Consider the following 24,941-nt stretch of genomic DNA (forward strand, 5'->3'; position numbering starts at 1 on the left):
GCAACAGCTTGATCGCATCTTCCACGGCGGGCTGCAGCGGCAGGATCTCGCGACGACAATCCCCCTGGCGACTGAATGTAAGAATGCGATTGACCAGGTCCGTGGCTCGCGCGCTGGCCTTGGCAATCTGGGTGAGCATGTTGCGGATCGGGTGATCGGGCGCCAATTCCTGTTCCGCCAGGCGCGTGTTGCCGGCGATCGCCAGCAGAATATTGTTGAAGTCATGCGCGATGCCGCCGGCCAGGGTGCCGAGCGCTTCGATCTTCTGCGCATGATGCAAGGCATGTTCCGCATTCTTGCGCGCCGTCACGTCCATGGTCGCGCCGATCATTTGCGTCGGCTCGCCCTGCGCGTTGCGTTGGATCTCGCCACTGATCGAAACCCATTGCGTGCTGCCGTCGGGACGCAGCAAGCGGAATTCCAACGCGATCTCGCCAGCGCCGCTATTGACGTATCGGTCCATCGATCGGCCGACCCATTCGCGGTCCTCGGGATGCAACAGCGCGGTGGCCGTCGCGATCGGCAGTATTCCATCGGGCGGCATTTCCCACAGCTGATACATCGCGCTGTCCCACCAGGCGGTGCGCTTGCGCAAGTCCCAGATCCACGTGCCGATGCGCCCTGCTTTCACCGCGGCCCGCAGTCGTGCATCGTTGTGGCAATTGCGAATGGGCACGACCTGGCCACGGCCCGCCCGGGGTCTGACAGACACCAAGGTGCAGCGCGTGTCGCTTGCGTCGACGGGCAGGCGGATGAATCGCAAAGGGAAGGTGCTGCCGTCGAGACGGTGTCCCGTCGCACGACGGCGCACGCCAGGCGTGTCGTCACGATCCAGCGGGCGAAAGGCTGGAATCAACTCATCGATCGCACGCTGACACAGATCGGCCTGTTCGCAACCGAACAGCCGGGCAAACGCTCGATTGCCGGCGTCAATGTGTCCGTTCTCGTCGATCAATGCCGCCGGCGCGGGCCACCGAGCCAGCGCCAATCGCACGATCGGAGAGTCACGTCCTTCTTCTTCCCTACTCTGCTCGTCGTCACCGTCCCTGTGTGGCGACTCCTGCCGGGGTGGATCGCCACGGCGCTTCGCCCGAACGGATTTCACAGGTCACCTCTGCGGGCCTGGTAATTATTAACTGTATGAAACACAAAGGCCCCGCCGGAGTGCGCTCCGGCAGGGCCTCATGGTTCTACTACAGCCGCGCCGACGGGCGCAGGTAGTGTTTACCGTTGGGCGTTGCCCGTCAGCCTTACGAAAGTTTGGCGTCGAGCAGCGCGGTCAACTCCGCCTTGCGAGGCAGGCCGACCTTCTGTCCGATCACTTCGCCGCCCTTGAACAGCAGGACAGTCGGCACGCCGCGGACACCGAAGCGATACGGCGTCTGACTGTTGGCATCGACGTCCATGGTGGCAACCGTCAACCGGCCGTCATAATCGCGCGCGATGTCTTCGATCATCGGCTTCATCGCCTGGCACGGACCGCACCAGTCGGCTTCGAACTTCAGCAGCACCGGTCCGGAGGCAGCCAGCACCTGTTCGTTGAAGCTGGCGTCAGTGACCGCGACAAACTTCGCATCGCTCATGAAACCTCTCCTGTCGGGAGTGTGACTTTGGTGAGTCAACATGCGCCCACAGACGGCCCTCGGCAATCGCCATTGGCAATGCCGTCAATCGACAATGTCGATGGCGCTTGCGATCATGGCCCACCCTCTTTCCGGAAGCCGCGCCGTTGAGCTTATGTCGCGCCGATAAATTCCTGCTGGCGAGTGCCGCTGTAACTGTCGGCTCGGCCGCGGTTTTTGGCCCCAGCGCGTTGAGCCTGGGGGTGCCCTTCGGCGCGCACGCGTTGCTGATGGCGGACGGAATCTTCCGTCCGGAGTCGGCGGTCCTGTACCCGACCCTGATCCGTGGCCGCACCGATCAGCCGCAAGTGGCGCTGACTTTCGACGACGGCCCCGATCCCGAGATCACGCCCGCCGTGCTGGACATGCTCGCCGAATATGACGCCCGCGCGACGTTCTTCGTGATCGGCCGTCATCTCGAGAAACATCGCGCGCTGGGCGAGCGCATCCATCGGGAAGGCCACGAGCTCGGCAATCACTCCTGGCAGCACTCGTACCTGCTGAACTTTTCATCTGCCGCGGGGCATGGCGTCGAGATGGATCGTTGCTCGCAGCTGATCAAGTCAGTGACCGAATCGGAGCGCGAGCCGTTGTATCGCCCGCCAGTCGGTTTGAAGAGTCCGGCGATGGCGCGTGCCGCTCATCAACGCAATCTGAATGTCGTTGCCTGGTCGATCCATTCGAGAGATACGTTTGCGCGCGATCCCCGGGCCGTCGCGAACGGCGTCGTGCGGAGGATTCGACCGGGCGATATCGTGCTCATGCATGACGGGCACGATCGCGACAATCGGCATCGTCCGCTCATCTTGGAAGCGCTGCCGTTGTTGTTACAAGGACTGCGGGAGCGCGGCCTGAAGTCGGTGACGGTCAGCGGCCTGTCGAACGAAACTCAGCCGGCGACGCCCGCTCCCAACGACGCCAGACTCGCCTCAGATGATGCGCGGAGCTGAAGCCGCTGCGCTCAGCAACGCGCTCTAACGCCAAATCGCTGTTCATTACCATCTCTCGCGCAACCGCCACCCGCAGACGCTGCACGTAATCGAGCGGCGAGCACTCGGCATGCTCCGCGAACAGACGGCCAAGATTCCGAGCGCTCATGCAAGCCACGGCCGCGAGCTTGGAGGCTGTCCATTCCGCCGCAGGATTGCGAGCGATCGCGTCCTGCACTTTGTGAACCGCGGGATGAATGTGATTTCGATGCATGACCCAGGCGGACAGCTGCGGATCGGCCGTCGTCCGACGCATGTAGACAACGAGATCGCGCGCCACAGCCACGGCAATCTTGTGACCTAGTTGCTGACCGATGAGGTGCAACGCCAGGTCCACACCGGAAGTGACACCGGCACTCGTCATGATGTGACCATCCTCGACGAAAATGCGATTGCCGTGCACCGTCGCGCTCGGCTCCAGCTTCTCCAGCTTGCCGATCAAGTCGTGATGCGTCGTGCATTCACGGCCGCGCAACAATCCAGCATGCGCAGCCATCAGACTGCCCGAACAAACACACATCAACGTCACCGTCTCGTTGCGAGCAACGATTTGCAGCCACTGCGAGAGTTGCTGGAACGGCTCCGATTCCAAATCGAACGCAGCGGACGTAACGCCGGTGACCACGACAATCGAATGATCCGGCACTTCAGCAGGCAGGCGCTGCAGCTTGTGAAGCTGCAGGCCAACCGCGGATCGCAATGACGCACTGGTGCCGACGAACTGCAAGTCGTAGCTGTCCGGAACGAGCAGGCTCGCCAGCCGAAAGGCTTCGGCGGCGCCGGCCACGTCAAGCAGCACGACCTCGGGCAACAGCGCGAACAGCACCGTCCTCATTCGATAAAACCTCGTCAGATCGCCACGGCTGCCGAGCGCTGCACCTGAGCGAACCGGCCTTGCAGGACCAGCTCGGTGCGGTCGCGGATCTCCGCTGCAGTGTAGGTGCGGCCCGATCCGGACACCATCGGGAAAGTCAGGGTGGCATCGACCGCGTAGGTCACACTATAGCCAAGATCCGAAGCGTGACGGGTCGTGGTCTCGCAGCACTGCTCGGTGCGGATGCCGGTGACGATCAACCGGTCGATGCCGTGGGTGCGCAGCCAGTAGTCGAGGCTCCTGCCGTTCCTGGTGGTCGCGAACATGGCCGAGTGCACGGCCTTGGTGAACACTTCGGTCGGGCGAATATCGAGCTGCGGCAGGGTTTTGATCAAGCCGGACTCGTGCGAAAAGGCGTTTTCCGCGCCCTCTTCGTCCACATGGAACACCTGCAGCACCGGCAGGCCCGCCTGTTGGGTGCGGTGCACGAGCTGTTGCAGGTTCTGGATGAACCCGGGCAACTCCGCCTCGTCCCAATACGGCCGGCGGGTAAACGACTGCTGCACATCGATGACGAGCAACGCGGATTTCATGGCGACTCCTCCAGGACAACGTGTGCGCATGGTGCGCGCCACGCGGTCCCGGAACGAGAGTGCCCGTCGCCAGGCAGCGGTCAAAAACGGACAGCGGCAGCTACCGCCCTCGGCGATGGCCGATTATGACCGGTAGGCTTCGCGGCCGACGCCTTGGACGGGAATGCCCTGCGACTTGAGTACGTCGTGCTGGAGCGAATACATGGCCGCGGCCGCCTCATCGATGGCCTTCACGAACGCCAGCGAGCCTTTGAGGATGGGCGCGAGCCGAGCCTTGTCCTGGATTCGGGCCGGTGGATATTCGTGCTCGACGACCAGATACGTCTTGGCCGGATCGATCGACAGCAACTCGCGCGCGGCCAGCTGATGATCGAGCCAGTCGACGCTGCGATTCTGCAGATACGCGAGCGGATCATGGCGCGCGGTGCCCGGCAGCTCGTGCTCGCAAAGCACCGTTTGTTTCTTCCAGGCATTGGCGTGATCGGCCGGATTCGGTGACGGCTTGCCATCGATCCAGTCGCCCCGCTGCATGGTCTGGCCGCCATAACCCCACGCTGAAACGCCCCGCGAATCGACGACCTGTCCTTTGACATGGAAGCCGCCGATGAGGAATCCGTAGCCGGCGTCCTTGAGATATTGAAACAGCGAGCGCGTGTCCTGCCCCATCAGAATCGCGTGCGAGGGATCGTAGTGAATGCGGAACTGATCGCCCACGCCGTGCTGCTCGCAGATCCGATGCAAGGTGATCCACGGACCCGGCGCGTAAGCGATGTTGTTGTGCCAGCGATCGAGCACGTTCCAGCCGGGCATCGGACATTGCTCGACCCGATACGTCAGGCCGCGAGCCTTGGCTTCCTTGAGCAGCGGCACGAACACCTCTTCGAACATGGTGAGGTTTTGATCCATCTCCAGCTGCGGATTGCGGCCGACGAAGCCGCACACGGCATCCGTTCCCAACAGCACGGCAGCGTCGAACACTCGCAACATGAAGTCATGTTTCTTGCGACGTGCCGCCGGATCGGCAACCAGCATGTTGTCGAAGTAGCCGAGATCGGACAGCCCCACGCCGTTTTCTTTCATCGACGCGAGCACACGGGCCGCGCGCTGCTTGTTGAACGGCTGGCGCAAGTCGAGGGTATTCGCGACCGGATCGAGCATCGCCTCGGCCGGCACATCGCTCTCGGTCGGATGCAACGCCGCCGACAGCTGGATGTTCGGCGAGCCGATGTCGCGGGCGAATTGCAGCCATTCTTCGATGGCCAGGTCCGGGTCGGCATCCCGTTTGTCCCGGGGCGTCAGCTCCTGCAGCGCCGCGGTCAGGATGCTGAGTTTCATGGGCTTGGGGGCAAAGGCTGTGGTGCTCATGCCCCGAGTCTGGCAGATCGTGGAACCGTTTACACTCCGGAAATAAGGGCCTGCGGCCGGCACGAGCGCCGACGGCGCGGCGGCTCAGCCGAAAGCGGCTCGATACTCCGCCGGCTTGAAGCCGACCAGCAGCCTGGCGCCCTTCTCCAGCACCGGCCGCTTGATCATGGAAGGCTGTTCCAACATCAGTGCAATGGCCTTGCGCTCGTTCAAATCGGCCTTCTGGTCGTCCGACAGTTTGCGGAACGTGGTGCCGGCGCGATTCAGGATCGTTTCCCAACCGGCCTTCTTGCACCACGCTTCCAGGTGCTCGCGGTCGATGCCCGAGACCTTGTAATCGTGAAACTGGTATTTCACACCGTGCTCGTCGAGCCAGGTGCGCGCTTTTTTCATGGTGTCGCAGGCTTTGATGCCGTAAATCGTGGTCATTCAGAAATTGTACTTCACGCCAAAGCGAATCGTGCGCGGCTCCTGGATGCGGCTGACGCGACCATCGATCTGCTCGCCTTCCGGGTCCAGTCCGGCAACGTGCGCGCCGTAGTAATAGACAATGTCCTTACCCTCCTCATCGAGCACGTTGAGCAACTCGGCATAGACGGTGTAGCGATCCGATTTCCACGCACCGCGCAGATTCACGCTGGTCTCCGCGTCGGCTCGCAGCGAGTTATCTTCGATCAGCGGGTACTCGCCCAAATAGCGCACGCGCATGCTGGCTTCCCAGCGGTCGTAAATCATGGAGAGACCCAGCTCGCCTGCATTTTCGATGGCGCCCGCCACATGCACGCCGTCCGGACTGTCTTCATAGCGAGCGCGGCTGCCCGTCCACACTGCGTCGAATGCAAGCCAGTCCATCGGACGCCAGAAGCCCACCAGCTCATAGCCGCGACGTTTGGTCGCCGCGCCCGGCTCGACGGAGTTGGAATCGCCGACGAACTTCAGCTCGCTGTCCAATTCCAGCCACCAGTAGGTCGCGGTCAGCCGCACCGGACCAAGCTCGAAACGCGCGCCGACTTCATGACCCGAGCCCTTGCTCAACCCAGCCACCGGCGTTTCTCTGTTCATCACACCGCGCGCGTCGTTGGAATGAAATCCCCTGCCCCAGTTGCCGTACACCTCGATGCGATCGTTGATCGTGTAGGCCGCGCCTAGCTTTGGTGAGACCGCGTTGTCCGAGCCCGACCCCGCATCCACTCCCTCGATGCGCGCCTTCACATCGAAGTCGTAATAGTCGCCGCGCAGCCCGCCGGTGAGTCGCAGGTCGTCGATCGGATGCCACGCTGCTTCGGCATAGATGCCAGCCGAGCTCTCGCGCACTGAGTGCTGGCTGATGGTCGCGACGAATTCGCCCGCCTCGGTGTGTTGCAGGCCGACGTTGCCGATATCGTCGTAGCGACCTTCGACGCCGGCTCGCAATGACACCCGATCGTTGATCTGGAATGCCCGCTCGAACCGGCCGCCGCCGATCCAGCGGCGATCGAATTGATTGATCTGAAAGTCATACGTGGCGTTCGAGGACATGTGCCAGTCGTAGTACTGCGCGTAGGCCGTCGCTCGCCAGTCATCGCCGATCAAACGAGCGGCGCCGATCCAGCGCAATGTTTCACCCACGGCGGTGGGATCGAGCGAGCAGAAGGCGCTCTCGCACACGTCGGTGCCGATGGCGCGCTCGGGGATTTGTTCGGTCGGACGCCATTCGGCGTGATAGCCCGACAGGCTCAGTTCGAAGCGAGCGTTCTGAAGCGGCAGCGAATATTTGGCCCAGGCCGACTGATGTCGCAGGTTCTCCGCCAGCTCCCAAGGCCCGTCGTAAGATTTCCATTCGCCGACCGCGACCAGATTGCCTTCGCCGATCTGAGTCGACGTGCCGCCCGCCAGACGCTGCCAATCGTATTTGCCGCCTTCCGCCGCGATGAAAGGATCCAGGCGGGTGACCGTGCTCATGTGCGCGGCGCCGGCCATGGAGAAATCGCCGGTGTCGGCGCGATACGGTCCCTTGCGATAGTCGATGCGGTCGATGACTTCAGGGATCAGTCCGTTCACGTCCAGATAGCCCTGCCCATGGCCGTGGGTGCGCAGGTTCATCGGCACGTCGTCGATGTAATTGGAAAAGTCGGTGCCGTGATCCAGATTGAAACCGCGCAGGAAATATTGGTTGGCCTTGCCTGAGCCGGAATGCTGGACGGCGATCATGCCGGGCACGACCTCGAGCAGTTCCGCCACTCGCAACAGCGGACGCACCGACAAATCGGCGCCACCGACCGCGCCTTCACTCGCCGCGGCCGCGCGGCCGATCTGCTGCTCGCCTCGAGCGAACACCACGACCTCTTCCAAGGTATCCGCCGCCGACGCCACGTTGCTCACGGCCAGCAACGCAAATGTCCCAAACCACTTGATCATCGTCCGCCCCTCGCGCGTGCCTGACCGATCGCGGCACGGGTGCGAGGAGCTTAGGCGGCGGTGCCTGAAGCACCGCCGTTGATTACGGTTACCGCCTTCTCGTTAACGTCAATAACATCCTGCAAATCAGGGCGCTAGCGCCGACGTCGAATTCGCTTTCGCCGGCGACTTTTCGGCGATCCACGCTTGAATGCGCTTGCTCACCACATCCAACGGCAACGCCCCACTGAGCAGCAACTTGTCGTGGAAGTCGCGCACGTTGAAGTTCTCGCCGAGCGCCTGCTCCGCGTCACGACGCAGACCGCGGAACCGCAGCTCGCCGATCTTGTACGCAAGCGCCTGGCCCGGCCAGGAGATGTAGCGTTCCAGCTCGGTCTGGATGTTGTGAGGCGCGAGCGCCGAGTTCTCGGTAAAGCAGCGGCGCGCCTGCTCGATATCCCAACCCAGCCAATGAATGCCGGTATCGGCGACCAACCGGCAGGCCCGCCACATTTCGTAGGAGTAGCGGCCGAAGCGCTCGTACGGATCGCGATAGATCCCCATCTCCTCGCCGAGGAACTCCGAATACAGTCCCCAGCCTTCGACGAACGCCGTCGGGCTGGTGTTACGACGGAAGTACGGAATGCCGCTCAGCTCCTGCGACAGCGCTATCTGCAAATGATGGCCCGGCACCGCCTCATGCACGGTGAGCGCCGGCAGCTCGTAGAGCGGCCGCTGATCCAGATGCGAGGTGTTCACCATGTAACCGCCGGCCTGACCCTGCTGCATGCTGCCGACCCAGTAACGACCCGTCGTGTAGCCCTCGGCGATGTCGGCCGGCACCGGGCGCACTCCATAAGGCAGTCGCGGCAGCGTGCCGAACAAGCGAGGCAACTGATCGTCCGAACGCTTGGCGATTTCGCTCGCCTTCTCCATGAGCTCTTCCGGCGTCTTGGCATAGAAGCGCGCATCGGTGCGCATCATCTGCAGGAAGTCCGCGAAGCTGCCCTTGAAGCCCGTCTCCGCAATCGTCTTCTCCATCAGGCCGCGGATACGCGCGACTTCCGATTGACCCAGCTGATGGATCTCATCAGGCGTCATCTGCGTCGTGGTCTCACGGCGCACGAAGAACTTATAGGAACTCTCTCCGTTCGGCACCGTCCGCCACGCCAGCTTGGGACGCGCAGCGCGGAGATATTCCTTTTCCATGAATTCGGCGAACTTCTTCTGCGCCGGCAGAATGCGATCGCGCACCAGCGCGAGCGCCTTGCTGCGATATTCCTCTTGCGCCGGGGTCGGAATGCTTGAAGGCATGCGTGCGAACGGCAACAACAGCGAGCTGTCTTCGGCCTTGGTGTTGGCCTGCTTGCGCGCCACTTCGAGCACACGATCCGCGACGATCCGCGGTTGTGTGTATTTGGTTTTGATGCCGCGCTTCAAATTGGCGAGGTTTTGCTCGTAATACGCCGGCGCTGCGTCGAGTCGAGCGATCCAGGCCTCGGCATCGTCACGCGAGCCAATCGTCGTCGTGCGGGCGAGATAGTCGAGCAATGTATGGAAGCCGCTATCGTTCTCGAACGGAATGCGCGGCAGATCGAACGTGAGCTGTTCCGTGTGAATCGCGACGACGCCCGTCAGTAGCTGATGATTCAACGCCGCGTCTTCGGACAGACCGGCTACATCGATCGTCGCCAGTCGCTCGCCGATGCCTTTGAGTTGTTTCGCGATCGCCTGCTGTGTTTCCGGCCGCACGTCCGGCAGCCGGCGCAGCGCCTCGCGATCGCCTTCCTGGCCCGCGCTCACCGGATCGTCCTTGCGGATCAGCTGCTCGTACTCATCGATCAATGCGCTCAGGCTCGCCTCGGGCGACTGCGCCAGCGCCAGCGAACACGACAACAATAGAGTGAGACCGCTCAGAACGGATGCGGGGCGGGACCTGAAACCCATGAGGCCGTCTCCATAGCATTTGGAAGGCGGCATCTTGGGCCGGCGGCCCGGGAAATAAAAGTGCGACCATGAAACTCAACACGTGCCACCCCAGGCACAGGGATGTGCCCGCCGCCGCAGGCGGCGAGCGCAGGGGGAAAAGTCACGCCTTTTCCCCTCTGCGCCACAGCGCGAGCGGCAGGATGCCCGAGTCGCTGTTTACAACTAGCGCGGCGCGGCCAGCTCGGTCGAGCCCAGGCCACCGCGCAGCACGCTGGCGTGGAAGCCGCGTTCCGCGAGAATGTAGGCACAGGCCGAGCTGCGGCGGCCGGTATCGCAACACACGATGTAATGCCGGTTGCGGTCCAGCGCTTTCAATTTCAGACGCAGCGAATGCAACGGAATGTTGATCGCGCCTTCGGCCCGATAGTGCTCGAACTCCGACGGCAGCCGCACATCGATCCATTGCCCGTCTTCCCTGGCGACGATGCGCTTGGCGCTTTCGTAGTCGACCCACTCGAGCAAGGGCTCGTGCAGCAGCTTGCGGAAATCGTCCTTCGCCAGCCGCATCAGCACGCCGTCCGTCACCATGCTCACGGTGGCGTTGCGCTTCACGTCGGAAATCAGCGCCTCTTCGCCGAACGTGTCGCCCATCTTGAGCTCGGCCAGGCGCACGCCGTCCTTGTTGAGCGGCGTCTCGCGCGCGACCTGACAAATGCCTTTGACGACCACATAGAAATAATCGCCGGCGTCGCCTTGCTTGATCACCACCTCACCGGCGCGGTAGTCGACTCGCTGCAGGCGCATGAACACGGCCTGGATGTTGGCCGGAGGAATCTTGTGAAAGGCCTTGGTCTGCAGCAGCGCCGTCATCCAGTCGTCGGGGCCCGGCGCGTTCTCGTCCAGCCCGTTCAACTCCAGCACTTTGTAAGCGCCGGTCTGGTCGAGCGTCACCGCCACGTCCAGGAACTCGCTGTCGATCTGGAAATATTCGATGCGATCGGACGTCACCACCGCCGAATAGGGCCGCGGCAGCTGATGCGCCAGCGGGCTCTTGGATTTGGGCGTGCCGCTCTTGACCGTGCCGACGACTTCGCCTTCGGCGAGCAGGTCGATCGCGCCGCTGATCAGATAGAAGGTCTGTTTTTCCTCGTCGCCTTCCGTGAACAGCAGGCGGCCCTTGGGAGCCTGGCGGCGCGTGATCTTGCGGGCGAACACAGACAGGCCTTCGGGCTTCATGCCGTCGAACGGCGCAAAAGTCCGCAGCAGGGCCAGCTCTTTGGGATTCCCGGTAAAGTCCATGCACCCAGATCTTTGTTATTGGACCCTATTGACCTGGGGCAGTATTAGGCAGGCGCCTGACGTTAATCCGCGATCCATCTCACAACTGCGGCCTTGACTGAACCGGTAGTTAACCCTGGAGTCGAGCGGCTGGGCCGGACATAACGCCGCCTGCGGCCCGAACCCGTGTTCACCTTGAGTTCACCCCAGGGAACGGATCATGCTGACAACCGTTCTAAACGGGGGTGGGCAACATGATTTCGGGCAACGCCGACCGCCGACTCACGGATCGACCAAGCGGCCAATCCATAGGCAGCAAGCACGTGACGAATTCCCTGACACAAAGGCTGACGGGACTCGCGAGCGGCCTCCTCTTGCTGGTCGCTTTCGGCGGCAATGTAGCCCGCGCGCAGGATCCCGAACCGGTCGTCGAGCCGGAGCCCGTCGTCGAATCCGATGCCGGCGAGCCCACGGTCGAGCCGGTCGTCGAACCCCAGTCCGCCAGTGAATCCTCCGAATCTTCTTCTCAGGGCACGGCCGTGGTCGACCCGCCGAGTCGTGTCGCTCGTCTCGGCTACATCGATGGTGAAGTAACCGTCGCGCCGGCCGGCAGCGAAGAATGGGCCGATGCGGTGCTGAACCGGCCACTGACCAGCGGCGATCGGCTGTGGGTTGAAGACAAAGGCCGCGCCGAGCTGCAGATCGGCTCGGCGGCGGTGTATCTGGATGGTGACACCGGCTTCGGCTTCATCGAGCTCGACGACAATGTGCTGCAAGCCAGCCTCACCGAAGGCGCCGCCACCATCCGCGTGCGCCGCCTCGCCGAAGGCGAAACCATTCAAGTCGAGACGCCCCACTCCACGGTGTTCCTGAACCGGGTCGGCGAATATCACCTAGAAGTGGACAAGTCCGGCGACCGCACCATCGTCAAGACGCGCAATGGCGAAGCGGAAGTCAAAGGCGGCGGCAACAAAGAATTCACCGTGCGCGATAACGAGCGCGGCGTGTTCACTGGCGTGGACAGCCTGACCGGCACGATCGAGCCGATCGGTCCGCGCACGGCGTTCGAGAATTGGGCCAACGATCGCGATGCCCGCAATGAGCGCTCGCAGTCGGCGAAGTATGTTTCTCGCGATGTGGTCGGTTACGAAGATCTCGACGACAACGGCGAATGGATCAGCGAGCCCGAATACGGCTACGTGTGGCGACCGACCTACGTCGTCAGCAACTGGGCGCCGTATCGCTACGGCCGCTGGGTATATGTGTCGCCGTGGGGCTGGTCATGGATCGATGACGCTCGCTGGGGCTACGCGCCGTTCCACTATGGACGCTGGGCGCACATTCGCGACAGATGGTGCTGGGTGCCTGGGCCGCGCCACATTCGTCCCGTCTATGCGCCGGCGCTGGTCGGCTGGGTCGGTGGGCCGACGGTGGGCATCTCCGTCTCGTTCGGCAACGTCGGCTGGTATCCGCTCGGACCCCGCGATGTTTACTATCCGGGCTACCGTCACACGCCGCGTTACATTCGCTACGTGAATGTTTCCAACACGGTGGTCATCAACCACAACTATTTCTACGGCCGGCGCGTGCCGCCGCCGCGCTTCGATTATCACCGCTATCCGGGCGCGGTCACCGCCGTGCCGCGTGACTATTTCGTCGGCGGCCGCCGCATCGGCGATCACTGGGTGCGGCCGGACGACAACCAGATGCGCAACTGGCACGGGGTGCGTGAGCCGCCCGCCATCGCGCCGTATCGCGAAAGCGTGCTGGGCGGACCGGTTCGTCGCCCGCCGCACGATGCGGATCGTTTCAACAACATGGGTCGCGGCGATTACTACGCCGGCCGGGTGCCCTTCCATCGCGAACGCAGCGCCATCGAGTCGAATGGCAACCGCCCCGTCGGCCGCGCCGAGTTGGTCGATCGCACTCCGAGCAGCCCGAAACGCTACGGCGATTTCAATGTGATTCGCCCGACCGGCAAGGGCCCGGACAATCGCGCCGATCGCGAGCGTGCGCTGGGCTTGAGTGGCGGCAGCAATCGTCCGCGCGAACTGAACAACGACTCGGTGCGCGATTGGCAGTCACGTCGCGATCGTGACAATCGCAACGATACGTTGACCCGGCCGGACCGTGACAATCGAGACCGGGTCAGAAGCATGCCGGCCGAGGAGTCATCGAACATCCGTCGCAACGATCACATGCAACGGGTGCCGAGCAACGGCTATCAGCAGAACGGCAGCGGCTTCTATCGACCGCCGACGAACGACACGTTCCGCGATCGCGAGCGGTCGCGCAGCTCCGGCTCCAGCGGCAGCGGGATCAATCGCGTCGAGCCCCGCCAGTACAGCCAGCCTCGCAGCCAGCCTCGCAGCGAGCCGCCACGCAGCTACTCTCCTCCGCCGCGGCAGGAACCCCGCACGTTCACTCCTCCGCCGCGCCAGGAGCCTCGCAGCCAGCCGCAAGCGCCTCGATCATCGCCGTCCAATAACAACAACGGCGGCGGGAATCGCGGCGGCAACCGGCCGTGGAATTCGCCGAAGGAACGGTGAGGCCCTCACGCGTGTCGCTCTGAGCGACTGAAGCCGATACCATTCGGCGCCGGCTCCCCAAGGGGCCGGCCTCGCTCGTTGCCGCAGCGCTGTCGCCTGGCGGCGTCACTCGCTGACTTCGAGCGCAGTACAGCGCTTCGATCGCCACCGAGTTCGTCACCGGCTAATGACAACGATAAAGTCTTCCAAGGAACCCGACTGCCCAGCGACTGATTATTCGACCGACACCGATAAAACTCGAGGCCGGGCCGTGAGGCCCTACGTCGACATGCGCGCTCGTCTCATGCGCTGGTGGGGATGGCTTTGGCTGACCACGCTCGGGCTGCTCCTGCTCGTCAGCCTGCGTTACTTCGAGGTGATCGATCTCGACGCCCGGCCCGCCTCGATGCTGTTCCGGGCCAGCATGCTCGTTGCTCACTTCACGACATTTGCGGCCGTGTCGCTACTGCCCGCGCTCGCTCTCGTCGTTGCCTGGCCGCGCCCCCGTATCGCCATTCCGCTAGGTGTGCTCTGCGGAGCGGCGGCCGTCGCGATCGTGCTGATCGATACGCAGGTTTATCAGCTGTATCGATTTCACATCAACGCGGGCGTATTGAATCTGTTGTTCGGTGGCGCCGCGGGCGAGACCTTTGTTTTTTCCGCCGCGATGTATGCGCAGGCCGCGTTGATCGCGGCGGCGATCCTGGCGGTCTTCGGCGTTGCGTCCAGCTGGTTCTGGCGGCGCGTCAGCGGTCCCGCCCAGCGCTCGCCGTTGCCGATGATCATCACCGGCGTAGCGACCTGCGCGCTGCTGACTTTCCATTCCATCCACATCTGGGCGGACGCCGCGAGCTACGAACCTTTCCTGGAACAAACCGAAGTGCTGCCGATGCGCTATGCAGCGACGGCGAAACGGCTGCTGCGCGCGCAAGGTGTGAACCTGAACAAGCTGCAAGTCGCGGATACGGATGTAGCACAGGCGAATAGACAGCTCACCTATCCATTGCAGCCGTTGAGCTGTCGCCCGCCGGAAAAGCCGCCCAACATCGTCGTCATCGCCATCGACTCCTGGCGCTTCGACGCGCTCGACGCACGGGTCACGCCGAATATCGAGCGCTTCGCGCAACGCTCGGTGCGCTTCATGGATCATTACAGCGGCGGGAACGCGACGCGTATCGGCATGTTCTCGTTGTTCTATTCGATACCCGGCACGTACTGGCACCGGGCATTGGCGGAGCGACGGGGGCCTGTGCTGATCGACCAACTCGCCCGCCTCCACTACGACGTGCAGGTGTTTCGCAGCGCGCCGCTCTACAGCCCCGAGTTCGACCGCACCGTGTTTTCACAGGTCGAGGCTGTGCGCATGCGTTCTGAAGGCGCGAGCCCGGACGCTTGGGATCGCGATCTCACCAATGACTTTCTTGCTTACCTGGGCGAGCGGGAGCAGACAGCGCCATTTTTCGCGCTGTTGTTCTACGACGCGCCGCATAGCTTCGCGTACCCGGACGACTATCCTGCGCCGTTCGCGCCAGCGGCGCCCCACGTGAACTATCTGCAGCTCGATCGCGACACGGATCCACTGCCGTTGCTGAACCGCTATCGCAACTCGGTGCACTACGTCGATTCGCTGGTGGGAGAAGCGATTGCCGGACTGGAGTCGCGCGGCCTGCTGGAGAACTCCGTCGTCATCATCACCAGCGATCACGGCCAGGAGTTCAACGACAACGGCCAGAACTACTGGGGACATGCGAGCAACTTCACCCGCTTCCAGACGGCGGTGCCGATGTCGCTATATGCGCCGGGGCTGGAGCCTCGGGTGTTTCATCATCGCACCACGCATTTCGATGTGATGCCGACAGTGTTGCGCGACTATCTCGGCTGCGACACGCCCTTCCCTGCTTACAGCGTCGGCCAGCCGCTCTACGAGCCCGGCGGACGCGAAATCATCGTCATGAGCGAGTACGCGGACTTTGCGATCAAGCACGGCAACCAGATCGCGGTCGTGCGCAAGCACGGCATGGAAGTTCGAGACGAAGATCATCTCGAACTCGACACCCGGCTCGCCCCCGACGTGATCGCGGGCGCCCTCGAGCAGAAGGCGCGTTTCGTCAGCGGCGATTTACGGCCGCTTCAGCGCCCGGGCGAAGGCGTCGGCCATGGCGCCGGCACCCACTGACTCTTCACGACGCGGCTGCTGTTGCTGACGCTGAGGTGGGCGTGAGTCGCGGTCGCGGCGGAAGTCGCCGGACGCGTTGTCGCGGACGCGTTGGGCGGACTCGTCGAGGCGCATGGTGAGCGCGATGCGCTTGCGCTGCTGATCGACTTCCAGCACCTTCACCTTCACCACATCGCCGGCCTTCACGACTTCGCGCGGGTCCTTCACGAACTTGTTCGACATCATGGAGATGTGAACGAGGCCGTCCTGGTGGACGCCGATGTCGACGAATGCGCCGAACGCGGTGACGTTGGTGACGACGCCTTCGAGGATCATGCCCTGCTGCAGATCCTTCAGCTCCTCGACGCCTTCCTTGAAGGTCGCGGTCTTGAACTCCGGGCGCGGATCGCGGCCGGGCTTCTCGAGTTCCTTGAGAATGTCCTTCACCGTCGGCAAGCCGAACTTCTCGTCGGTGAACTTGGCGGGGTCGACCTTCTTCAGCGTCGAGCCGTCGCCCAGCACTTCCTTCACGGGCTTCTTCAGGTCCGCAATGATGCGCTCGACGACCGGGTACGCTTCCGGGTGCACCGCTGAGCGATCGAGCGGATTGTCGCCATTCATCACACGCAAGAAGCCGGCGGCTTGTTCGTATGTCTTGTCGCCGAGACGGGGCACTTTCTTCAGGCCGGCACGATTCGCAAACACGCCGTGCTCGTCGCGATAGCGGACGATGTTCTCGGCGAGCGTCGACGACAAACCGGAGATGCGGGCCAGCAGCGCCGCAGACGCAGTGTTCACGTCGACACCGACGGCGTTCACGCAATCCTCGACGACGGCATCGAGACTCTTGGCAAGCTTGGTCTGGCTCACGTCGTGCTGATACTGACCGACGCCGATGGACTTGGGATCGATCTTCACCAGCTCGGCCAGCGGATCCTGCAAGCGGCGCGCGATGGAAACGGCGCCACGCAAGCTCACATCGAGATCCGGGAATTCCTTCGCCGCCAGCGCCGACGCCGAGTACACGGAAGCGCCTGCCTCGGACACGACGATCTTCGTGAGCTTCAAGTCGGGATGCAGCTTGATCAAGTCGCCGGCGAGCTTGTCGGTCTCGCGCGAAGCGGTGCCGTTGCCGATGCTGATCAGATCGACGTTGTGCTTCTTGGCCAGCAACGCCAGATGGGCAATCGTGCGATCCCATTCGTTACGCGGCACGTGCGGATACACCGTCGCGGTCTCCAGCAACTTGCCGGTGTGATCGACGATGGCGACTTTCACGCCGGTACGCAGGCCGGGGTCGAGGCCCATCGTGGCGCGCGGGCCGGCAGGAGCAGCGAGCAACAGATCGTGTAGGTTGTGCGCGAAGACGCGAATGGCCTCTTCTTCCGAACGCTCACGCAACGCCGTCAGCAGTTCCGCTTCCAACTGCCACGCGAGCTTGACCTGCCAGGTCCAACGGACCGTCTGCAGCAGCCACGCATCGGCCGGCTTTTTTCGATCGGCGATATTGAAGCGCGCGGAGATCTTCAGCTCGCACGCATTGAACGGCGCCTGACCGGTCGCCGGCGGCGGCTGCATGTCTTCCGGCAACTTCAGCGAAACCTTCAGCAGCTCTTCCTTGCGCCCTCGGAACAGCGCCAGCGCGCGATGCGAAGGCACGGTCTTGAGCGTCTCGCTGTACGCGAAATAATCGCGGAACTTCGCCGCCGGCTCTTCCTTGCCTTCGGCAACGGCTGACACGACGATGCCGTTGTCTTGCAGGTGCGTGCGGAGATTGTTCAGCAACTCCGCGTCTTCGGCGAATTGCTCGATCAGAATGGTGCGCGCACCTTCGAGTGCGGCTTTCACGTCCGCCACGCCCGGGTTGTCGTCGCCCGCCGCCGTCTTGAACGCCGGCTTCAGATACTTCGCAGCCTCGGTCTCCGGCACCAGCGAATGATCGGCGAGCAGCGCCTCCGCCAGCACGTCCAGCCCCGCTTCGCGCGCGATCTGCGCCTTGGTGCGACGCTTGGGCTTGTACGGCAAGTACAGATCTTCGAGGCGCTGCTTGGTGTCGGCCGCCTCGATGCTGGCGCGCAGCTCGGGTGTCAGCTTTTTCTGTTCATCGATGCTCGCGATGATGGCGGCGCGGCGCTCTTCCAATTCGCGCAGATAGGACAGCCGCTCCTCCAAAGTGCGCAGCTGCGTGTCATCCAGTCCCCCTGTCGCTTCTTTGCGATAGCGCGCGATGAACGGCACTGTCGCGCCTTCATCCAGCAGCGCCACGGCGGCTTTGACCTGCTCGGGTTTGGCGGACAATTCGGCGGCAATGCGGGATTCAATCGACGGCAGGGGCATCAGGGTCCGATCCACAGTGCGAAAACGAAGGCGCGCACTATGAAGAACGAGCCCCCTCGCGACAAGGCTTGAGATTCCGGCGGGACTGGTCTAAGCAATTCTGGGCAAAGTTCTGTCATGGCCTGCCTGAACCGGGGTCGCCGGCCCAGGCCTGGGGCTACACTCGCGACGCGTTACAACAAGTAACTTCCGACGGATCGCGGGGGATTTCACTGTGCGGATACAACCATCAAGCCTGCGCGCGTGGAGCCTGGTCGCGCTGGCAATGCTCGTCACGGTTGCGGCCGAAGCGCGCAATCTTTCTCTGCCCGAGACCAAGCCGGAGAGCGTCGGCTTTTCTTCGGAGCGCCTGAAACGCCTCGACGCCGGCATGAAGGCGGTCGTCGACCGCAAAGAACTCGCCGGCATCGCCACGGTCGTCGCGCGTCGCGGTCAGGTCGTTCAGCAGATGACGTACGGCCAGGCCGACATCGCCGGCGCCAAGCCCATGCAGCTGGACTCCATCGTGCGCATCTACTCGATGACCAAGCCGATCGTTGGCGTCGCGATGATGATGTTGTACGAAGAAGGCAAGTGGAAACCGTCAGATCCGATCTGGCGCCACATCCCGGAGTTCAGGGATCTGAAGGTGTATGCGGGCAATGGCCCGGACGGCCAACCCACATTCGTGGCGCCCTCGCATCCGCCGACCATGGGCGAACTGATGTCGCACACGGCTGGCTTCACTTATGGAGTCTTCGGCGCGACGCCGGTGGACAAGCTGTATCAGCAATCCGCTCCGCTCGCCGCGCCGTCGCTGCAGGAGTTCATCGATCGCATGGCCAAGCTGCCGCTGCTGTATCAGCCGGGTGAAGGCTGGGTGTACAGCGTCGGCGTCGACATCCAGGGATATCTGGTCGAGAAGTTGTCGGGCAAGCCGTTCCCCGAGTTCCTGCGCGAGCGCATCTTCGAGCCGCTCGGCATGAAGGACACGGCGTTCCATGTCGATAAAGACAAGATGTCGCGGCTCGCCACGATTTATCAGTGGGGCGGCGAAGGTCTCAGCGCCATGCCTCACGACAAGGGCGTGAACGAGCCGCCCGGCATGCCTTCCGGCGGCGGCGGCCTCTATTCGACGGCGAATGACTATCTGCGTTTCGCGCAGATGCTCGCGAATGACGGCCAGCTCGACGGCAAACGTTTGCTCGCGCCGAGCACGGTTGCGCTGATGACGGCAAACCATGTGCCCGATGGGGTGAAGAACCAGAACGGCAAGTTCGGCATCGGCAACTACCGCATGCAGCCGGGCTTCGGCTTCGGATTCGACGTAGCGATCTACGAAGAGCCGCTGGAAATCGGCAGCCCCGCCGGCAAAGGCACCTATCTGTGGGATGGCATCGCCGGCACCTGGTTCTGGATCGATCCCACCAACGACGTGGTGTTCCTCGGCATCATCCAACGCCGGGGCGGTCCGGCGGGCGTGCCGAATATCGAAGACCTGTCGCGCCAACTCACATTCCAGGCGCTGGTCGAACCTTCCAAGTAACCGATGCGGGCGGGAGCGCGCCGCTCCCGCCCGTTACCCGCGTCAGAATTTCTGCCCGAACTTCACACCGATCGTGCGCGGCCGATTGGTGACGATGTAGGGCTTCGTGCACATCTCCTCGCGACACTGCGCAAAGCGTGTGATATCGGCACGCTTGTCGAAGGCGTTGTTGATAAACACCTCCGCCGTCCACGAATCCTTGCCGAAGCCGACCGAGAAGTCGGCGAGACCGTAGGCTCTGTTCTTGCCGAGTATCGTTTCGTCGAACGCCGTGAGCGCCGCACGGCTCTCGGACTGATAGACGAATGCAGCCTGGGCAAATGCATCGAGCGCACCCATCTCGAAACGATAGCGGCCGGTGAGATTGGCCTTGTAGTCCGGCACGACCGGCAGCTCCGTACCGTCGCCTGCACCGCGCAGCACGTCCGGACCGCCGTGAGGATTGGGTGCAAAACAATCGCTCAGCGGCAACGGCTGGCCATCCCCATCGAGCAACTCACAGAACTCTCCGCGCAACTTGGCGTCGAGGATCGAGAGCCCGCCGGAGATCAGGAAACTTTCGGTGGCCGCGAACTCCACATCGGCTTCGATGCCCTTGATGCGGGCGCCGCCGGCGTTGGTGATATTGGTAAGACCGTTCTGGCCCGTGAACGAGAACTGGAAATCATCCCAGTCGAGCAGGAACAACGCGCCGTTGAAGCGCAGGCGATTGTCCATCCAGGTCGTCTTCCACCCCACCTCGTAGTTATTCAGATAGTCGGCATCGTAGGGCGGGAACGTGCCGCGACGATTGACGCCGCCCGGCCGGAAGCCCTCCGAGTACGTCACATACACCATGCGATGGTCGTCGAACTTGTAGGTGAGATTGACCTTCGGCGTCACGCCGTCCTCGTCGACGGACTTGTCGAGGTTCTTACAAGGCGCGGTGCCGACCGCGGTATAGGGCACCCAGCCGGAGCGATCGCCGATGGGGTCGCCTGCGAAGTCGCTGCACAGCGCCTCGCCGCTGGTGCCGCTGCTGCTGTAGCCCTCGCCATAACCGAAGAAGCCCGCCAGAGAGTTTTCGGCCTTGAACCAGCGCGCGCCGCCGGTCACCGTCAGGCGCTCGGTGATATCGAAACTCAGCTCGCCGAACACCGCGTAGTCGCGATCGATTCGCTTCTGTTCCGTCAGCCAGATGGTATCGGGCCAGTCGGTCACTTCATACACGGGCGTCAGGTTGTCGATCTTGTAGTTCTGCTCGATCAAGTGCTGCTGACGCTGGTAGAACAAGCCACCGACGAAACGCACGCGCTTATCGCCCGGCGTCGACAGCCGCAGCTCGTGGCTTTGACGCTTGTATCGATCCTTGCCCTGGATGTACTGCGTCGGCTCGATGATGACGCCGTCGTCGTTATACACCGTGTAGCCATAAGTAATGTCGTAGAACAGCGAGTAGTCGGAGTAATCCTGCTCGGTATCCACATCGCGTTTCAGATAAGAGCCGGCGTACACGACATCCAGATTGGCGATCTTGCCTTCGACCGTGAGCGCGGCTTGTGTCCAGCGATCGTCGGCATGCTCAGGGCGATAGCGGGCCACCTTCAGATCGCCGAGGCTCGGATCGTAGGCGAACGCGCCATTCGATTCCTGCTGTTGATGCATCAGGGTGGGCGTGATTGTCCAGCTGTCGTTCAAATCCACGCGGAGGGCCGCGCGTGCGCCGTACGTTTCTACGTCGTTGTAATCCTCCTCGGCCCGATCGGCGTTGTTGATGGTGATCTCGGCGGTCTCATAGAAGCGATCCGCCGCGACGTTACTGATGTAACCCGCGTCGCGCTTGCCCCAACCGACCAGACGGATCGCGGCGTTCTCGCCCAAGGGCAGATTGGCGAAGCCTTCGGCGACGTAGCCGGTCTCGCCATCGAGCACATTGCCTTCAACGTCGTAGCCCGCCGCGAACTTCGACGGATCGGGTTTGTTGGTGATGATACGAATCGTGCCCGCCTGCGAGCTGGCGCCATACAGCGTGCCCTGCGGCCCGGCCAGCGCCTCGACTCGTTCGATATCGTAGATATGCACATCGAGCGCGCCGGTGATCGTCGTGATCGGCTGCTCGTCGAGATAGATACCCACAGACGGCATCGACCCCGAGTGATTGCCGTTGTCGCCGCTGCTCACGCCGCGGAAGAACACTCGCGAGAAACCGGGACCGAGTGAAGTGTAGGAAAGGCTGGGCAGGAACTTGGAATAATCGGCGAAGTCCGTGACGTGCAACTCTTCGAGCTTCGCCGTGCCCAACGCAGTGATGCTCAGCGGCACTTCCTGCAGATTCTCCTGGCGCTTCTGCGCCGTGACGATCACCTGCTCGAGCACCGCGCCTTCGTTGCTTTGCGCTGCCGCCTGCGACATCGTGACTGATAGCGCAGCGGCCAATGGAACCGACATCGATCTTCGGCGGCGTTGCCGAAGTTTGTGAGCATGCAAGCGACGATCAACCATCTTGCTCTCCCCATGTTGTAGCCGCAGGTCCCCGCGGCTCCTTTTGATGAATCGACCAACAAATCAGCGCGTCGTGTCAAACCTCTCCGGAACGGCTGGATAGGACTCGAGCACCGGCCCCAAAGCACGCCGCAAGGGCTCGAGCCAGGCTTCATAGTGTTGCCAGTGATCGACGCCGTCGCGATAGATGGGACGTCGCACTTGTTCCGAACTGGCCGTGCGCACGGCGCGGTCGTTCTCGTAAAAGCGCAGGCAGCGCTCGTCGAACGGCAGGCCGCAGTAATCGAGCAGCCGACGCACTTCGGTTTCGGTGTCATCGACCATCGTCTCGTAGATCACTCGATGCACGCGACCGGGCAGCACGGCGTCGAAATGCGCCATCAGCTCGACATAGTCATGGTAGTAACGGCCGATGTCATCGAGCCCATACGTGAAATGCTGGCCGCGCGCGAAGTGCTGCTTGAAGCCGGAGAAGCAGCAGCCCAACGGATGGCGGCGTGCATCGATGATCTTGGCTCGCGGCAGGATGAGTTGAATCAAGCCGACGTGCGCAAAGTTGTTCGGCATCTTGTCGATGAAGAACGGCGCATCGGTCTTGCGCTGAATGCTCGTGTTCGCGATGTACTGATCGCCGAGCTCGCGCAGCTGATCGGCAGAAAGGTCGGCCAGCACTTCAGGATACCTGGAAGCCTCACCGCGCGCCCGTCCACCTCCCAACGCGCGCGCCATGTCGAGAATGTCAGGCAACTCCATCGTGCCTTCGACCAGCGGATGGCTGGAGAGGATCTGCTCGAGCAGCGTCGAGCCCGCGCGTGGCAGGCCGACGATAAAAATCGGATCCGGCGCCGGCGAGCCCCTGCCCTCACGCGCCGCGAAGAACTCGGGTGTCAGCAATTGCTTTGAGCGACGCACGTGCTGCGAGGTCTCGTCGGCGTCGTAATGGACCATCGCGCGCCGCAGAGAGTTACCTCGATCATAGTGCTCGAACGACTTCGCGTAATCGCGCGCGTCCTCGAACGCTTTGCCAAGCGAGAAATGAAAGTGAAAGCGATCTTCCTCGCTCAGGTCGTTGCGACCCAGCTGCTCCTGCATGACCGCGACATCGGCCTCGCTGAAGCGGAATGTTTTCAGATTCGCGAGGCTCCAATACGCCTCGCCCAGCTGCGGCGACAATTCGATGGCGCGGCGATAGGTGCTGACACATTCGCCCTGCTGCCCCGCTGTCTTCAGCGCATGCCCGTAGCTCATCCACACCTTGGCGTTGGTCGGATATTCCTTCACCACGTCGGCATAGATCTTCAATGCGCGATCGTAATCCCCCGCTCGCCCGAGCACGGCGGCATGCATGTTCCGAAAGCCCGGGTTGCGAGGATCGATGGCGAGCAGGCGCTCGACTTGTTCAAGCGACTTGGCCAGCTTGTTCTGCCGTTGCAGGACATACGCATAGTTGTGACGCGCGCCGAGGAAACTTGGCGACAGCTCGAGACAGCGTTCGAGCAGCGCTTCGGCATCGGCATAGCGTCCGAGCCGCGCAGCGACTTCAGCAAACATACGGATGGCCGCGACATCCGTGGGATGCTGCTTCAGATGCTCACGAAGCAAAGCCTCCGCCACCGCGATCCGATTCTCGGCCAGCGCCGCGCCCGCTTCGAGCAAACGGGGATCGCGAGTGGAAAAGCGAATGTGCTGAGCGTAAGCGTAGTCGGCGCCCGCTGTATCGCCCGCGGCGGTGAGATGATCGGCCAACGTCCGCCATGCATCGGGCAGATCGGGCTGCAACTCGACCGCTCGGCGCAAGGCTGCGATCGCTTGATCGCCTTGCCGGTTGGCGCTGTAGGCCAATCCCAGTAAAAACTGCGCCAGAGGTTGTCGAGGAATGACCTTTAGAATCTCCCGGGCCTGCTCGGCGGCCGCGGATGGGTCATGATCCAGCAAGCGCCGGGTGTGCGCGAGGGCGATCTGCAGGGTTCCAACCGGTTCCGGTGTTGCGCTCATTCGTCAGCTGGCCAGTGACAACGCAATGTCCCGGACCGATCATAACGCCGCTGACACCCGTTACTGCAAATGCATTGAGAAGTTCGCATGCCCGCCGCCACGTTCAGTTTCCATCTCGAATGCATGAAGACACCCATCGGCGACATGCTGGTGGTGGCCGATGAGCAGGACCGGTTGCGCGCACTCGGCTGGGCCGATCTGAAAGCGCGTCTCGACCGGACGCTCGCCGTGCTGTACGGCGACCTGCAGTTGCGGACTCGGCCTGTTTCGGCGGCGATACGCGATGGCTTGCACGCCTATCTCGAAGGCAAGTTGGATGCCATCGATACGATTCCGGTGGAAACCGGCGGCACGGCCTTTCAACGCTCGGTGTGGCAAGAGCTGCGTCGTATTCCGGTCGGCACCACGATGAGCTATGGCGACTTCGCCGCACGCATCGGCCGCCCTAAAGCCGTGCGCGCCGTCGGCCATGCGAACGGCTCCAATCCCATTTGCGTGGTCGTGCCCTGCCATCGCCTGATCGGCGCCGACGGCTCGCTCACCGGCTACGGCGGCGGGCTGCCCCGCAAGCGCTGGCTGCTCGATCACGAAGCAGCAGCGCAAGGCAGGCTGATCTGATAGATTTTTGCGCTTCGATTTTTTCGCCGCACGGATATCACAAATAATGCAGCACGCTCATGCGCGCGGCGCCTCGCGCCGCCCGATCATGATTCCATTGCTGGGGATTTTGTTGAGTGCCTGCGCGACCGCGCCGCAGTCGCAGACCCCGACACCGGAAGCAACCCCAGCTCCATCGACACCCGCACCGTATACATCGACGTATAAAGCGCTTCCCTCCGGAGCCACGCTGATTCGTGGCGCGACCGTACTTACCGGCACCGGCACTCGCATCGACAATGGCGACGTGCTCATCGTCGACGGCAAGATTTCGGCGGTCGGTACACAACTGAGCGC

17 protein-coding genes and 1 pseudogene are annotated in these 24,941 nt (G+C 62.8%); 6 read left to right on the forward strand and 12 right to left on the reverse strand.

Annotated features, from left to right (window positions below; translation table 11 throughout):
* On the reverse strand, positions 1-1,105 hold a 1,105-nt coding region (locus tag GYH35_RS06485), incomplete at its 3' end, for a PAS domain-containing protein (protein ID WP_161827919.1).
* Between the two features lie 145 nt (positions 1,106-1,250).
* On the reverse strand, positions 1,251-1,583 hold the full coding sequence (locus GYH35_RS06490) for a thioredoxin family protein (RefSeq protein WP_161816344.1): 333 nt from the start codon (positions 1,581-1,583) through the stop codon (positions 1,251-1,253).
* A gap of 107 nt (positions 1,584-1,690) precedes the next feature.
* Between GYH35_RS06490 and GYH35_RS06495 the strand changes: the two genes are divergently transcribed.
* On the forward strand, positions 1,691-2,572 hold the full coding sequence (locus GYH35_RS06495) for a polysaccharide deacetylase family protein (protein WP_161827920.1): 882 nt from the start codon (positions 1,691-1,693) through the stop codon (positions 2,570-2,572).
* On the opposite strand, the gene GYH35_RS06500 is transcribed toward GYH35_RS06495, so the two are convergent.
* From GYH35_RS06500 to GYH35_RS06530, 7 genes are all read right to left on the reverse strand, one after another.
* On the reverse strand, positions 2,490-3,446 hold the full coding sequence (locus GYH35_RS06500) for a GlxA family transcriptional regulator (RefSeq protein ID WP_161827921.1): 957 nt from the start codon (positions 3,444-3,446) through the stop codon (positions 2,490-2,492). The two genes, GYH35_RS06495 and GYH35_RS06500, sit on opposite strands and share 83 nt — an antisense overlap.
* A 14-nt stretch (positions 3,447-3,460) precedes the next feature.
* Complete coding sequence (locus GYH35_RS06505) at positions 3,461-4,018, reverse strand: cysteine hydrolase family protein (RefSeq protein WP_161827922.1); 558 nt, start codon at positions 4,016-4,018, stop codon at positions 3,461-3,463.
* A 123-nt stretch (positions 4,019-4,141) separates the two neighbouring features.
* Complete coding sequence (locus GYH35_RS06510; RefSeq protein WP_161827923.1) at positions 4,142-5,383, reverse strand: sugar phosphate isomerase/epimerase family protein; 1,242 nt, start codon at positions 5,381-5,383, stop codon at positions 4,142-4,144.
* An 84-nt stretch (positions 5,384-5,467) separates the two neighbouring features.
* Positions 5,468-5,812: an ArsC family reductase gene (locus GYH35_RS06515; RefSeq protein ID WP_161827924.1), complete on the reverse strand. Its 345-nt coding sequence runs from the start codon at positions 5,810-5,812 to the stop codon at positions 5,468-5,470.
* Positions 5,813-7,780: a TonB-dependent receptor gene (locus tag GYH35_RS06520; RefSeq protein WP_161827925.1), complete on the reverse strand. Its 1,968-nt coding sequence runs from the start codon at positions 7,778-7,780 to the stop codon at positions 5,813-5,815.
* A 126-nt stretch (positions 7,781-7,906) separates the two neighbouring features.
* Complete coding sequence (locus GYH35_RS06525) at positions 7,907-9,706, reverse strand: DUF885 domain-containing protein (protein ID WP_161827926.1); 1,800 nt, start codon at positions 9,704-9,706, stop codon at positions 7,907-7,909.
* 204 nt (positions 9,707-9,910) lie between these two features.
* Positions 9,911-10,987, reverse strand: a complete 1,077-nt coding sequence (locus GYH35_RS06530) for a cyclic nucleotide-binding domain-containing protein (protein ID WP_161816336.1) — start codon at positions 10,985-10,987, stop codon at positions 9,911-9,913.
* 302 nt (positions 10,988-11,289) lie between these two features.
* Here GYH35_RS06530 and GYH35_RS06535 point away from each other — a divergent pair, with 302 nt between their 5' ends.
* Both GYH35_RS06535 and GYH35_RS06540 read left to right on the forward strand, forming a co-directional pair.
* Positions 11,290-13,515, forward strand: coding sequence for a DUF6600 domain-containing protein (locus tag GYH35_RS06535; RefSeq protein ID WP_161827927.1), 2,226 nt, complete (start codon positions 11,290-11,292; stop codon positions 13,513-13,515).
* A 268-nt stretch (positions 13,516-13,783) separates the two neighbouring features.
* Complete coding sequence (locus tag GYH35_RS06540) at positions 13,784-15,670, forward strand: DUF3413 domain-containing protein (RefSeq protein ID WP_161827928.1); 1,887 nt, start codon at positions 13,784-13,786, stop codon at positions 15,668-15,670.
* On the opposite strand, the gene GYH35_RS06545 is transcribed toward GYH35_RS06540, so the two are convergent.
* Entirely contained in the window at positions 15,614-17,986 is a 2,373-nt protein-coding gene (locus GYH35_RS06545) for a Tex family protein (protein WP_161816333.1), read from the reverse strand. The two genes, GYH35_RS06540 and GYH35_RS06545, sit on opposite strands and share 57 nt — an antisense overlap.
* A 214-nt stretch (positions 17,987-18,200) precedes the next feature.
* On the opposite strand from GYH35_RS06545, the gene GYH35_RS06550 reads away from it, so the two are divergent.
* On the forward strand, positions 18,201-19,511 hold the full coding sequence (locus GYH35_RS06550; RefSeq protein WP_161827929.1) for a serine hydrolase domain-containing protein: 1,311 nt from the start codon (positions 18,201-18,203) through the stop codon (positions 19,509-19,511).
* Positions 19,512-19,553: 42 nt separating this feature from the next.
* Here GYH35_RS06550 and GYH35_RS06555 read toward each other — a convergent pair whose 3' ends face one another.
* Positions 19,554-21,938 (reverse strand): TonB-dependent receptor, encoded by a 2,385-nt coding sequence (locus tag GYH35_RS06555; RefSeq protein ID WP_161816331.1) that lies wholly within the window; start codon positions 21,936-21,938, stop codon positions 19,554-19,556.
* Positions 21,939-22,055: 117 nt separating this feature from the next.
* Positions 22,056-23,987 carry a tetratricopeptide repeat-containing sulfotransferase family protein gene (locus GYH35_RS06560; protein WP_161816330.1) on the reverse strand — a complete coding sequence of 644 codons (1,932 nt, stop codon included), beginning with the start codon at positions 23,985-23,987 and terminating at the stop codon, positions 22,056-22,058.
* An 87-nt stretch (positions 23,988-24,074) separates the two neighbouring features.
* Here GYH35_RS06560 and GYH35_RS06565 point away from each other — a divergent pair, with 87 nt between their 5' ends.
* Complete coding sequence (locus GYH35_RS06565) at positions 24,075-24,605, forward strand: methylated-DNA--[protein]-cysteine S-methyltransferase (protein ID WP_161816329.1); 531 nt, start codon at positions 24,075-24,077, stop codon at positions 24,603-24,605.
* Between the two features lie 88 nt (positions 24,606-24,693).
* Positions 24,694-24,941, forward strand: a pseudogene (locus GYH35_RS34530) (amidohydrolase); the annotation flags it as partial.

Origin of the sequence: Steroidobacter agaridevorans (genome assembly GCF_009932555.1) — a bacterium.
Taxonomy (GTDB): Bacteria; Pseudomonadota; Gammaproteobacteria; order Steroidobacterales; family Steroidobacteraceae; genus Steroidobacter; species Steroidobacter agaridevorans.